Raw genomic sequence first — 13,911 nt, forward strand, 5'->3', positions numbered from 1 at the left:
ATGGAAACCAAAGCCAATTATACGATTGTCGGTTTTTTCACGGTGCTGGTGATCGCGGCCGCCTTCGGCTTCGTCTACTGGATGGCCGAATATGGCCGCGGTGGCCCGATGACGGAGCTGATCGTGCGTATTCCCGGCTCGGCGAACGGGCTCAGCGTCGGCTCGCCCGTGCGCTTCAATGGTATCCAGGTGGGCTCGGTGCAGACGCTGTCGATCGATGCCGACGATCCGCAATATTCGCTGGCCTTCACCCAGGTGCGCGCGGACGCACCGATCTACCCCTCCACCAAGGCCGCCCTTGAAATTCAGGGCCTGACGGGGGCCGCCTATATCGAACTGTCGGGCGGCCGCAAGGGTGAGGAGAGTATCCTCAAACATGCGATCGAAAACGGCAAACGCGCCGTCATCGTGGCCGACCAGTCGAGCGTCACCAATCTTCTGGCGACCGCGGACAAGATCCTCGATCGCGCCAATGACGCGGTCGGCGAACTTCAGGGTTTCATCGAAGATTCGCGTGCTCCGCTGACCCAGACGTTCAAGAATGCCGAAACCTTCTCGGATGCGCTGGCCAAGAATTCCGACAATATCGACTCCTTCCTGCAGAGCGTCGGTGAGCTCTCCAATACGGTGAAGGCGGTTTCCGGGCGTCTCGATTCGACGCTCCAGGCTGTGGAATCGCTGGTCAAGGCGGTCGACGCTCAGAAGATCGACAATATCGTCTCCAATGCCGAGAAGATCACTGCCAATGTCGCCGACGCCTCGGGCGATCTCAAGGGCGCGATCCAGAAGTTCGACGAGACGGCCACCACCTTCAACGATTTCGGCAAGCAGGCGCAGGCGACGCTCGATCGCGTCGACACGCTCGTCGCCCAGATCGACCCGGCGAAGATCAAGGGTTCCGTCGACGATATCTCGCAGGCCACAAAGGATGCACGTGCGGCAGTCGCCTCGATCCGCGACGTCGCCAACACGGTTTCGTTGCGCCAGAAGGATATCGACCAGACAATTCAAGACGTGTCGCAGCTTGCCAACAAGCTGAATTCAGCCTCGACACGTATCGACGGCATTCTCATCAAGGTCGATGCGTTGCTCGGCACCGACAATACGCAATCTCTGTTTACCGAGGCGCGCGCGACGCTCGAATCGTTTAAGAAGGTCGCGGACAATCTGAATTCGCGCATCGGTCCGATCGCCGACAATCTACAGAAATTCTCGAGCGGCGGCTTGCGCGACGTGCAGACTCTCATCAATGACATGCGCGGAACCGTGAGCAATCTCAACGATACGATCAGCAACTTCGACCGCAATCCGCAACGCCTGATCTTCGGCGGGGACACGGTCAAGCAGTACGACGGCCGGACGCGGCGTTAACAGGGGAAGTCAGGGGTAGCCTAATATGGTCGCATCGCATCTGCTGTCGCGCCGTTCTTGGATCAGGGGAACGGCGATCGCGCTGCCGCTGACGGCGCTGATCCTTTCCGGGTGCGGTACCACTGCCAAGAACGACACCTATGACCTGTCGGGCGCCGTCGATGGCGATGGGCCCGCGGCCAAATCCCGCCAGATCCTGATTGCCACCCCGACGGCGCTGAGGGCGCTCGACAGCGACCAAATCGTCATCCGCGTCTCGTCCTCGGAAATCCAGAATCTGTCGCGAGCGCAGTGGGGCGACAAGCTGCCGCGCATGGTGCAATCGAAACTGGTCGAGGCCTTCGAGAATTCGGGCAAACTCGGCGGCGTCGGGATGCCGGGCCAGGGGCTTGCAATCGATTACCAGGTCGTCACCGACATCCGCTCATTCGAGATCGACGCTTCGAGCGGCAACCTGGCGGTGGTGGAAATTTCCGCCAAGATTCTGAACGACCGAAATGGCTCGGTGCACGCTCAGAAGGTGTTCCGCGCCACGGCCCCGGCGGGCGGCGACAATACGGGCTTTGTCAAAGGTCTCGACCGCGCCTTTTCGGCGGTAGTTTCGGAGATCGTAAGCTGGACCCTGCGTTCAATCTGAGAGGGCGTTTCGCGACTGCCGCGTCAACATCAAGGGTTGCGGGTTCCAAAAAAATTGGGCGCCACGAGGTTGAGGCGTTCGTCGTATTAAATTTCTTCACGAATTTGTGGAATGCCTCGTGTTAGCGCTGTCAGGAGGCATGCTGCATGGTGGTCGCACGAGTATTCGGAAAGTCGTCATCGGAAGCGCTTCAGCGAGAAAAGGACCGGCTGGCCGCGTTGCAGCAGCTCGATCTGCTCGACACGCCGAGGGACGAGGGATTCGAGCGGATCGTCCGCCTGATAAAGCAGATCTTTTCCGTCGACATCGGCATCGTGTCGCTGATCGATGCGCACCGGCAATGGTACAAGGCCTGTTCCGGCATGTCGGCCGACGAGGTGTCGCTGGAAGACACGTTCTGCCGCTGCGTAGTCGACTGTGATGAGCCCGTTATCGTTCCGGATGCCAGCAAGGATCTCCGCTTTGCAAGGCATCCAGCGGTCACGGGCGAGGACCATATCCGCTTTTATGCCGGCGTTCCGCTTAGAACGAAGGCTGGCCACATGATCGGAACCGTGTGCGCCATCGATCGCCGCCGAGATCATTCGGCAGCAAGGACCTCGGTCTTCTCGAGGAATTGGCGGGAGCGGCGATGGACCGCATCGAGCTCGTGCAGTCTGCCGCCACCGACAGTCTGACCGAGGCGATGACGCGGCGTGCATTCAAGCAGGAAGCCGATCAGCTGATTTCGCTCGCGCTGCGGCGTCAGCACGACCTGTCATGCATCGTTTTCGATATCGATCACTTCAAGCAGGTGAACGATGGGCACGGGCATGCCACAGGAGACGCGGTTCTCAAGGCGGTCGCATCGATCTGCAGGTCGACGCTTCGCGCCGGTGATTTGTTTGGCCGTATCGGGGGCGAGGAATTCGCCGTCGTTCTGCCGCATGTCGATCGGGAAGGAGCGGCGGCCGTCGCCGAAAAACTCAGGGCCGCCATCGCCTCGCAGGTCATTTTCGGCCATCACGGCTCTCTGAACGTCACGGCAAGCCTCGGAACGTCGGCGCTTTCGATCGTCAGCAAAGACATCGAAACGCTGCTCGCTCAGGCGGATGCGGCGATGTATCAGGCAAAGCAGAGTGGGCGCAACCGCTGCGTCTCATCGAGTTCCATTCACGCCGACCACGCCATCGGCGCGCGGCGGCGCGTGCTGAAGGCAGGTGCGATCCTGTTCAACGACCGGCGCTCGACCATCGACTGCACGGTGAAATCGATCGGCGTGGAGAGCGCCGGCATTTCGGTCTCCAGTACAGCGGGCATTCCTTTGGAATTCATTCTTGCCATCAAGGGCGAAGGTTTTGAAACCAATTGCCGGGTAATTGCGCAAGACCGGCAAAACCTGGAGGTGGCTTTCCGGTAGCGAAAGTGCGCCGCGCCCTTTCAGCTTGGCTTGCCGGTTATTTCGTCGGTTGCGCGTCGGTCATCGTCGCTGCAGGCTGGCTGCCTGGGGTGGTGGAGGCGGTGGCGGTTGGTGATGAGGGCAGGGTGCTGTCGAGGAGGCTCGCCATTTTGTCGTCGCGCAGGCTTGCAGTCTTTTCACCCATGACGACGCCGACGACGCGGCGGCCATCCTTCAACGCCGAGGTCACGACATTGTAGCCCGATGCATCGGTATAGCCTGTCTTGATGCCGTCGACACCGTCATAGCGATACATCAGATTGTTGTGGCCGCGCAGTTTCATGCCTCGGAACTGAAAGCCGCGCATCGAGAAGAGCTTGAATTCCTCGGGGAAGTCCCGCATCAGCGAAAGGCCGAGCGTGGCCATGTCACGCGCCGTGGTAACCTGCTCCGGATCGGGAAGGCCCGATGGGTTCTTGAAGACCGTGTCCTGCATCCCCAGCTGGCGCGCCTTGTCGGTCATCGCTCTGGCGAAAGCCTGTTCGGAGTCGCCGAGCTGTTCAGCGATTGCCACGGCGGAATCGTTGGCAGACAGCACGACGATGCTTTCGACCGCTTCACGCAGCGTCACCTTGCGGCCAGCGCCGACGGCAAGCTTGAAGGGTTCCTTGCTCTCGGCGTTTTCCGACATGGTGAGCTTCTGATCCCAGGTGAGGCGTCCATCATGCAGCGCCTCGAATGCGAGATAGAGCGTCATCATCTTGGTCAGCGACGCGGGATAGTTGAGATCGTCCTGGTTGGAAGCTTCAAGAACCTTGCCAGACTGCGCATCGATGACGAAGCTTGCCTGACCGGCTTCTGCCGGAATGAAAGCGCCCATCAGCAGGGTGGAGGAGAGCGCGATGGCAAGGAGCCGGGATGTCGTCGTGGTCATCGGTATTGCTGTCTCTTTCGTTGCACGGCCGAGGAGCCGTTGGCTTTAAACGCAAGCGGATCGAAAAAGTTTGTGACGGAATGAAGGAAGGCGGGCAAATAAAAAAGGCCCATCCACAGATGATACCTTTTGTCCCGGGCCCTGCGGTTTTGACAATCGCGCGCATGGCACGTCTAAATTCGTCATGAGCATGAAGCGCGCCTTTCACACGAATTTTCCGCTGCACTTCGAATTGCTGCAGGCGTGGGGGGGGCGATCATGGTCGAAACGGCTGCAGGAGGCGCCAGGAGATCGACCAGGCGCTGATCGGACCGATTACCTGCTTCCGATTTGATGTCAGGCGTTGTTGCCAGAGCCTTTACGAAAAGGCAATGTCGACGGCGGGGCGGACCTCCACCGTCGCGTCACCCGCATCGAAACCATCAAGCGTTTCGTTGTGGTGGGCGACAATCTCGGAGAAACTGAAGGTCGCCGTGTCGCCGGTTGTGTGGCCGTCGGCAACCAAGGTCACGTCATAACCGAGCGAAACGGCACGCCTGACGGTCGTGTCGACGCAGAATTGCGACATGCAGCCGCCGACAACGAGGTGGGTAATCGAACGTTCTTGCAAGCGGTCGGCAAGATCGGTCCCGAAGAAGGAGTCGGCGCTCGTCTTGCGCACGACGACCTCACCTGTTTGCGGTGCAATTTCGCGGCGCAGCGCCCATCCTGGCGTGTCTACGGCCAATCGATGGCCGCTATCGCCATCATGTTGCACCAGCACGATCGGCACGCCCGCCTGTCGCGCCTTTTCCTTGAGCAATGCCAGTCGAGCAACGGTCTCATCAAGTGCGGAATCGACCTGTGGTTGGCGGTCCGGCATGGCCTTTCCCGAGAGAATTGCATTCTGCACGTCGATAATCAAAAGGGCCTTGGTCATTTCGTTCGCGGTTCCGGGCTGGGGAGCAGAGCATACCCCCGTCATCAGTGAAAGCCGCCTGACACATGTTCAGGCGGCTTCAGCTCCACGATATCGGCCAGACTCTATCTCAGCCTGCCCGCTGCATGGGCGAGCATGGTGTAAACCTTCCCCGTATCCGAGGTCAGATAGGACTGTGTGACTGTCTGGTTCGGGTCGGTTCGGGCGACGTCGGCGAGCAGCTTTTCGAAATCGCCGATATAGCGGTCGACAGCGGTGCGGAATTCCGGTTCGCGGTCGTATTTGCGCTTGATCTCGTCGAAGGTCTGCTGGCCCTTCAGCGTGTAGAGGCGGCGGGTGAAGACGTCGCGCTCACCGCGCTGGTAGCGGCGCCAGAGATCGACCGACGCATCGTGATCAATGGCCCGGGCGATATCGACGGAGAGCGAATTCAGCGATTCCACGACATGGCGCGGATTGCGGCTGTCGTTGCTGCGTGCGGCCGGTGCGGCGGTTTCCGCCGGGCGGGCGGGAGCACGGGTCGGCGCTTGGTCCGCGGCCTCTTCACGGGATGCGCCCCGCAGAAGATCGCTGATCCAGCCGCCACTTTCCCGGGCCGGTTCCTGGCGGCCCAATTCCTGGCGAGTGGGAGCTGGCTGCTGAGCGGCCCGCTGAGGAGCGGCGGCCGGAGCGGACGGCGCAATCGTACCGCGCAGACCCGCCGCTTCGATCGGCGCAGGCGCTGACGGCTGCGGCGGCTGAGCTGCGACCGGCGGAGTCGGGCGCGGAGCCGGCTGCGCCTGGGCAAGCGAGCGGGCGGCAGGCTCGGAGATTTCCAGCTGCTGGCTGGAGCGGCCGACAAGCTGCGAGATATCCTGCAGGGCCTTGATCTGTTCGGCGACGGCGCGGCGCATGGCCGAGGCGCTTTCCTTGGCTTCCTCGGGCAGGTCGAAGGCGCCGCGCTTCAGTTCGGCGCGGGTGGCGTCGAGCTCGTTGCGGATGTCGGCAGCGGAGCGGCGGATGTCCTCGGTGGCGCCGGAGAAGCGGCCGACGGCATCCTCGATCGCCTCGCGCAGCGATTCCCGCATGTGCTGGGCGGCACCGTCGGAGGCGCGGCCGGCTTCGCCGAGCATGCGCTCGACTTCCGACAGCGAGGCGGTGAGGCCGCCGCGAATACGGTTGGAGAGATCACCGGAACGGCGCTCGACATTGGCGAAGGTGCTGTCGATCGTCGTGTTGGCCTCGTCGCCGGCGCGGGTGATCGCCTCGCGCATCGTCTCGGCGGCCTCCTGTGCGCGCTTCTCGGTTTCCGTCAGAACGCGGCCGATATCGGCGAAGGACGACTGCACGCCCTGGCGCAGATTGCCGGTGACCTGGTTGGAGCGCTGCTCGGCCCGCTCAAACACGGTTTCAATCATGCCGCCGAGGCCGCGCATGGTCTTTTCGATCTCGTCGGAGCGCTGGACCAGGCTGACGGAGAGGGCCTGCAGCGCACCTTCACGCTCCTCGAGCGTCGAGGCGAGGTTGGATTGGGCAGCACCCAGAAGCTGTGAGGCCTGAGTCAGAACCTTGGAGTGTTCGTCGAAGCGGCCGATGATGCTGCCGACTTGGGCCAGCGTCTGGCCAGATATGTCGGATAGGCGGTCGACCTTGCCTTCGAGAAGCCTGGTCGAGGCATTGACCATTTCGGCAGCCTTGGTGGCGGAGTCGGCAAAGCGGGTCGTGGTTTCGCCGAGACGCCCGTCGACGCTCGTCAACTGTTCGGCGGCGCGGTTCATCATCATCGCCATCGCCGCGCTGCTTTCCGACATGCGCTGAACCAGGCCGTTGACGTTGCCGACCAGGCTGTTCTCGATGGCGCTGACGGCGTTGGCGACATTCTCGGTGCGGGCGGCAACGGCGCTGGCGAGCGCTTCGTTCTCGGCGCGCAGGCGGTCGGCGCTGAGATTGGCTGCGGCGGTAATGCGGGCAGCGGCCTGCTCGCCGGCATCGGTGTAGCGATCGATGATCGGGCGGGCGGTTTCGTCGAGAATGCGGGTCAATTCGACAGAGCGGCCTGATAGCATCGAGTTGAGGTCGCGGGTGCGTTCCTCAAGCGTCGAGCGGATCGAGTTGCCACGCGCTTCGAGCGCCCGGTCGACGTCGGAGAGGGAAGTATCGATCTCGCGGACGCGCTCCTCGAGATTGGAGCGAATGGCGCTGCTGCGGGCTTCGAGCGCCCGCTCGACATCCGCCATGGTGGCGGAAATCTCGCTGCCGGCCCCGGACAGGGTCGTGCGGATGGCATTGCCGCGTGCCTCGAGCGACTGGCCGGCATCCGACAGGGCCTTGGAAATGGCATTGACCTGGGTCCCGACGACCGTCTCGGCCTCGGCGACCTTGTTGACGATTGCATTGCCGGCTTCCGAGAAGGTCTGGGCGACGGCAGCGGCCTGAGTTGCCAGGCGGTTCTGCGCTTCGGCAACCCGCGTGACGATCTGCGACGAGCGCTCATCCATGGTGCGGGTGAATTCGTCGCTTTTCGCATTGAGATCCTCGGCGAACTGCTGGCCGGTCTTGCCAAGCAGTTCCGTCGTTCTCGTCGCTTCGCCTTCCATTCCCTGGGCTGCTTCGGCCACCGCGCTGCGCAACGTCGAGGCGAGGCCGGCGGCCTTGCCCTCGATGGTGCGGTTGACGGCTTCGAGGCCGACGGTCAAGGCACGATCCATGGTGGACAGGCGTTCCTCGATGCGTTCGTTGCCGCGGTCAAGGGTTTCGCCGAGACTTGCCGTGCGGCCCTCGATGGCGCCTGCAAGTGTGGTCGTGCGGCTGTCCAGCGTCTCGGCCAGACTGGCCGTGCGGCTGTCGATTGCCTGCGTAAGATTGGCGGCGCTGCCTTCGAGCGTCGTCGAGATGCGTTGAGTGGCGTCGTCACCGAGTGCGCCAAGTCGGGAAATGCCGTTGGCAAGCACGCCGGAGAGCTGGCTGCTGGCGGCTTCGATCTTTTCGGCAACGCCGCCGACGCCGTCGCGGATGCGGGTCTCGATCGCTGTAAGGCCGGATTCCATGCGAGAACCTGTTTCTTCAAGGCGTCCAGCAAGGTTCTCGACCGACTGGTCGAGATGGGCGGAGAGGTTCTGTGCGGAGCTCGAGATCGTGTTCGCCGCCTCCTGGAAGCGGCCGGCGATCTGGCCGGCGCCGGCGCGCATGCGATCTTCCAGCGTCTGGGCGCCGGCATCGATCGCCTGGCGGATCGAGGCTTCTCGGTCTTCCAGCGACATTTCGAGCATGCTGACGCTCGTCGCCACCGAAGTGCCGATGTTGGTCGCCTGTTCGGTGAGTGTATCGCTGATCTGCGCATGCGCCTGGCTCAGCGACAGCTCGATGGCATTGCCGCGGTCCTCGAGCGTCGTGCGGATCCGCTCATGGGCGGAAGCAAGCCCGCCTTCGATGCGTGCCGCGGCCTCCTCGGCCAGACCCCCAAGCCGCGCATGGGCGTCGCTGAGGCGGCCCTCGATGCGGCCGGTCAAGCCGCCGACGAGATCCTCAAAGCGGGCGCCGCCCGCATCGAGAATGCCCGAAAGAGCCGCGCTGTGCTCGGAGAGCGCCGATTCAAGCCGCCGCTGATTGTCGGCATAGGCGTTGTGGATGGCATCCGTCTTGTCGGCAAACGCGCCGGCAACACGGGCCTCGGCACTGGTGACGGCCTCCATGATCGCATTGCTGCGGGCTTCGAGGGCGCTGTCGAATCGGCTCTGGTTGTCATCGAGCGAAATGGCGAGCGCCATGGTCTTTTCGTCGAGCCTATCTGTGAGCCGGTCATGGCTTGCCGTTACGGCACCGACAAGCGCGGCTGCGCGATGTCCCAGGGCTTCCTCGAGGCGGACCTGCCCTTCGTTCAGCGAGGCGGCCAACGCGCTGGCCTTCTGGTCGAGCACGCCATTCAGGCGTTCATGTGTGCCGGAGACCGCATTGGTGATCGCATCGGCGCCTGATGTCAGCGTCTCCTCGAGACGGCTCTGGCTCTCGTTCAGCGATATGGCAAGGGCCATCGCCCGATCGTCGAGCGTCTCGGACAGGCGGTCATGGGTGGTGGAAACCGCATTGAGGAAGGATTCCGAGCGGCTCTCCAGCGTGTCCTGCAGGCGGCTCTGGCCTTCGTTCAAGGAGGCGGTCAGTGCCGATGCCTTCTCGTCAAGGGTTTCGGCGATGCGCTCATGCGTACCGGAGACGGCCTTGAGGAAAGCTTCGGAGCGGGCTGCCAGCGTGTCTTCGATCCGCGTCTGATTCTCATTGAGCGAGATTGCGAGCGCCATCGCTTTCTCGTCCAGCGTTTCCGACAGGCGATCATGGGTGCCGGAGACTGCATTCAGCAGCGCTGCCGACCGGGTCTGCAGCGTGTCCTCGATGCGGGCCTGGCCTTCGGTCAGTGACATGGCAAGCGCCATCGCCTTTTCGTCGAGCGTCTCGGCGAGGCGGTCATGAGTGCCGGATACAGCATCCAGCAGGGCCGCGGAGCGGCTTTGGAGCGTATTTTCGATGCGTGACTGGGTCTCGCTCAGCGAGTTGGCAAAAGCTGCCGCCTTACCTTCCAGCGTCTCGGCAAACAGGTCATGAGTGCCGGAAACGGCGTTCAGCAGGCCCGCCGAACCGGTTGCGAGCGTTTGCTCGATGCGGGTCTGGCTCTCGTTCAAGGAAATGGCAAGCGCCATCGCCTTTTCATCAAGGGTTTCGGCAAGCCGGTCGCTCGTGCCGGACACACTGTTCAACAATGCTTCGGCGCGGGTTCCAAGCGCGTCTTCGATGCGGGCATGGCGCTCGTCGAGCGAAGCCGTCAGGGCTGCTGCCTTGGTATCCAGCGTTTCCGACAGCCGATCATGCGTGCCTGAGACGGCGTTGAGGAAAGCCGCGGAACGGGTCTCCAGCGTGTCTTCGATGCGGCTCTGGCTTTCGTTCAAGGAGATGGCGAGCGCCATCGCCTTTTCATCAAGGGTTTCGGAGAGGCGGTCATGGGTGCCGGAAACGGCGGTGAGCAGCGCCTCGGAGCGGGTTTCGAGCGTATCCTCGATGCGGGCCTGGCTCTCGTTCAGGGAAATGGCAAGTGCCATCGCCTTTTCGTCAAGCGTTTCCGCAAGACGGTCATGGGTGCCGGAAACGGCGTTGATGATAGCGTCGGAGCGGGTCGTCAGCGCTTCCTCGAAGCGGCCGTGATGGGTGGTTAGCGCGTCGATCAGCGCTCCGCCGCGCTCCGACATGACGCTGTCAATACGCTCATGGGCTGTGCCAACCGCGTCCCGGATTTCTGCTGCGCGCGCTGTCAATACGCTGGTGAGTTCCTCTGCGCGGCCGCCGAAGGCCGTCGTGACCTGCTCGGTGCCGGCGGCAACGGCGGCGGTCAAATCGGTAGTGGTTGTGCGCAGCGTATCGCGGAATTCGGCCGAGCGGGCCTGAAGATTGTTCTGCAGATCGGAGGTGCCTGATGCAAGCGCCAGCGCGATGTCCGACGTGGCGCTCTGCAGCGCCGAGGTCAGCTCGCCGGTGCGGCTGGTGAGTGCGGTGGTGATTTCTTCCGTGCGGCTGTTGAGCGTGCTCTCCAGCACTTCATGACCGGTTGCGAGCGCAGTCGCGAGCGCCAGCGACTGGTCGGTCATCGAGGAGCCGAGCCGGTCGATGCTGGAAGTCAAAATGCCCTCGATCGAATCCGAACCGCCGGTCAGGGTTTCGTTGATGCGGGCAAGGCTCTCCATCAGCTTGGTGTCGAGCGAGCCGGTGCGCTTGTCGAAAGCGCTGGTGAATTCGGCGACACGCTCGTCGAAGGCGGTCGACAGCTGGGCAACGGTCGTCTGCAGGCGTTCTTCGAAGAAGCCCGAGCGCAGGTCGAGATCCATGACGGCGTCGTCGGCGGTGCTCTGCAGGCTCTGGCGGAAGCTTGCGCCCTTCTCATCGAGCGCGCTGTTCAGCTTGGACAGCACGTCGTCCAGCGTCCCGCCGATGGTGCGTTCGCCCGATGTCAGGCTCTCGTTGATCTCGCGGGTGCGGGCGATCAGGATCTCGTTCAGCTGATGCGTGCGCTCGTTCAGCGCCGCGTTCAGCTTCTCGGTGCTGCTGTCCATGGTCGAGGCGCGCGTCTCGAACTGGCTGAGCAGTCTTTCGCCGTGTTCGTTGAGGTTGACGGAGAGCGCCTCGAGGCGGTTATCGAATTCGGTGGCGAGCGCAAAACCGGAGGCGTTCAGTGTCTGGAGGAGGCTGTCGGTCTTGGCGGCAAGCAGGCTGCCCATCGACTGCAGGGCGCTGTCCGATTTTTCCAGGATCGTCGCTGCGCGCGTGTCGATCAGCGAGGCAAAGGCTTCACCCGATGTGGCGAGCCGCACGGCGATCTCTTCGGTCGCCAGCGACAGTTCTTCCTTCAGCTGGTCGTGGACGCTGCCGATCGAGGTGCGGATGCGGTCGGCATGATTGACGATCGCCTCCCGCTCCGAGCCGAGTTCATGGACAAGACCGCGCACGCGCAGCTCGTTGTCCGCATAGGAGCGTTCCAGCGCGTTGACTTCGGAATGGACCAGCGTTTCCAGCTCGGAAGCGCGCGCGATGGTGCGCTCGATGCCTTCGTTCATGGCCGAGACCTCGCGGCGCACCGCCTGGCCAACGGTCATGATGCGTTCGGAGGCGATTGTTTCCGGCTCCGCCAGGCGCAATGCCACCTCTGCCATGGAGCGGGCGGCGTTGCGCATGTCCTGGGCGCGGGAGATCATGATGGCGAAAGCATAGAACAACATCACCGGAATGATGATGCCGACCAGGCCGGCAATGACGCCGGGCAGGGCGACGAGATCGGCGATCGAGCGGATCTGCCAGATCTGCGGCGCATAAAGCAGCGACATCAGGCCGAGGCCCGCCATGACCCAAAGCACGGAAAACAGGGTAGCGGTGCGCATGGCCGAGCGGCTGGAAGCGCCGTCGAAGGATTTCAGGATCGAGGCGGGCGTATTGCGGCTGGCATCATTGGCGGGCGCGAAGGCCGAAGCCCTGGAAGCCTGCTCGGCCCCGGCGCCGCGGCGGCTGCGGCGCCGCGCTTCTTCCTGGGCCTGCTGATTGCGCGCATTCGATGGATCAGACACATTACCCTCCGGCGCCTGGGGCGCGTCGCCGTGGCGAGACGGCACATTGTCCTTGCCAAAGTCGATCTGGAGCGCCTCGTCCAATGCCTTGAACGCCTTGTCCTCGATCGACTCATTATATTTGTTATTCGCCATTCGGTTACGCCTCGTTACTGTCGGCCGGCCCGGCAGCGCACCCCCGGCTTCCGCCTGCCCGGGAACAACTTTGCCGTTGCGGCCCTCCATCCCAACCGCGGACGGATAAGCATGTCATTTCAGAGTAGATAGCCGCTTTTTCAAACGGAAGGTATCAAAACACTACCATTATCCACTCACTCGGCAAAGGCGCGTGCCATAAACCCGCTCCACCAGTATCGTAGTGACACATCTGGGCTCTGCACACAATTAATGAAGGCTTGAGATTCATGGCTCGTTAACCCGTTGTTAACACCTTTGAATCCGAGGCCCTGCTTAAAAACCAATAATTTAGTGATATTTAACGGATGTTAACCATATGGTGAGATTTTCGCGCCCGATGTGCCGGAATTTAACGCGATGGCCACCCTCCCGACGCAGAACTGTAGCAAGTGCGGACGACCTGAGACGGGAGAAATGGCAAATGGCGGCCCAGCTGGCAGCATTGAAGATCGTATTCGAGGCGCCTGATAATGCAAAGGGGCCGTGCCCCTCGAAGGTCCGGCCGATCGATCTCGTCCATCTCGCAAAGCAGACGATGGGCGACAAGTCTCTGGAAATCGAAGTCCTTCAGATGTTTGCGCGCCAGGCGCGGGCGTGCCTCCAGGATATGGCGAGCGGTGAGACCGTGCGTGTCGGCGCGGCCGCGCATCGGCTGAAAGGTGCGGCGAGTTCGGTTGGCGCATTCCACGTGTCGCAGACGGCTGAAGTCGTCGAGGAGACCGGCGGCGATGCCAGCGCGATGGCGGCGCTCGGCGCTGCCGTTCTCGATGCCGAGAATTTCATTCTCAAGCTCTGCCGCGGCTGACCTCCAACTTTTCTTTCGTTGATCGAGCGAGGCCCGTTGCTTCATTGCGGAACCACGGGTCTTTTTGCGACGCCCCAGATGACGCTTTGAAGACGGCGGGCGAGGGCCGGATCTGCGAGGTTAGGGTGGATTTCCGAATGTTGACTGACGCGTCGAATTGTCGGAAGAAACTCCGCCCACCCATTTGAAGACCGGAAATAGTCCTGATGCCCAAACTTACCATCGTCGCCTTCGACGGCACGCGCTTCGACCTCGACGTCGACCAAGGCTCCACCGTGATGGAGAATGCCGTGCGCAATTCGGTGCCCGGCATCGAGGCCGAATGCGGCGGCGCCTGCGCCTGCGCCACCTGTCACGTCTATGTCGACGAGGAATGGACGGAAAAGGTCGGCCAGCCGGAAGCGATGGAAGAGGATATGCTCGACTTCGCCTTCGACGTGCGCCCAACCTCGCGGCTCTCCTGTCAGATCCGGATGAAGGCCGCTTATGACGGGCTCATCGTGCACGTGCCCGAACGCCAGGCCTGAGGCGCTCTGCGTTTCGGGCCAGCGCATCGGTCCGAAAATCGGAATCGATTTTCGGAGGCGAATATCCGGCATCATCACCACAAAAAA

Annotated in this window: 7 protein-coding genes and 1 pseudogene; 5 read left to right on the forward strand and 3 right to left on the reverse strand. The window is 62.5% G+C overall.

The features are described 5' to 3' along the window. The 3 genes and pseudogenes from HJC00_RS19905 to HJC00_RS19915 all read left to right on the forward strand — a co-directional run bounded on the left by HJC00_RS19905 (position 1) and on the right by HJC00_RS19915 (position 3,407). Positions 1-1,371: an MlaD family protein gene (locus tag HJC00_RS19905; RefSeq protein WP_210631109.1), complete on the forward strand. Its 1,371-nt coding sequence runs from the start codon at positions 1-3 to the stop codon at positions 1,369-1,371. Between the two features lie 25 nt (positions 1,372-1,396). Further along, complete coding sequence (locus tag HJC00_RS19910) at positions 1,397-2,008, forward strand: ABC-type transport auxiliary lipoprotein family protein (protein ID WP_221147617.1); 612 nt, start codon at positions 1,397-1,399, stop codon at positions 2,006-2,008. A 146-nt stretch (positions 2,009-2,154) separates the two neighbouring features. Continuing rightward, a pseudogene (locus HJC00_RS19915) lies at positions 2,155-3,407 on the forward strand (sensor domain-containing diguanylate cyclase). A 37-nt stretch (positions 3,408-3,444) separates the two neighbouring features. On the opposite strand, the gene HJC00_RS19920 reads toward HJC00_RS19915, so the two are convergent. The 3 genes from HJC00_RS19920 to HJC00_RS19930 form a co-directional block, all read right to left on the reverse strand. Further along, positions 3,445-4,320, reverse strand: a complete 876-nt coding sequence (locus HJC00_RS19920) for a D-alanyl-D-alanine carboxypeptidase family protein (RefSeq protein WP_210631112.1) — start codon at positions 4,318-4,320, stop codon at positions 3,445-3,447. Positions 4,321-4,678: 358 nt separating this feature from the next. Further along, the gene (locus HJC00_RS19925) at positions 4,679-5,239 is read right to left on the reverse strand and encodes a cysteine hydrolase family protein (protein ID WP_210631113.1); all 561 of its coding nucleotides are present in this window, start codon (positions 5,237-5,239) and stop codon (positions 4,679-4,681) included. Positions 5,240-5,343: 104 nt separating this feature from the next. Next, positions 5,344-12,450, reverse strand: a complete 7,107-nt coding sequence (locus HJC00_RS19930; RefSeq protein WP_221164523.1) for a hypothetical protein — start codon at positions 12,448-12,450, stop codon at positions 5,344-5,346. A gap of 463 nt (positions 12,451-12,913) precedes the next feature. Here HJC00_RS19930 and HJC00_RS19935 point away from each other — a divergent pair, with 463 nt between their 5' ends. Together HJC00_RS19935 and HJC00_RS19940 are read left to right on the forward strand one after the other, a co-directional pair. Continuing rightward, complete coding sequence (locus HJC00_RS19935; protein WP_210631115.1) at positions 12,914-13,297, forward strand: Hpt domain-containing protein; 384 nt, start codon at positions 12,914-12,916, stop codon at positions 13,295-13,297. 206 nt (positions 13,298-13,503) lie between these two features. Then, positions 13,504-13,824, forward strand: coding sequence for a 2Fe-2S iron-sulfur cluster-binding protein (locus HJC00_RS19940; RefSeq protein WP_009993280.1), 321 nt, complete (start codon positions 13,504-13,506; stop codon positions 13,822-13,824). The last annotated feature ends 87 nt before the right edge of the window (positions 13,825-13,911 follow it).

Source organism: Rhizobium sp. NLR22b (assembly GCF_019685295.1).
GTDB lineage: Bacteria > Pseudomonadota > Alphaproteobacteria > Rhizobiales > Rhizobiaceae > Rhizobium.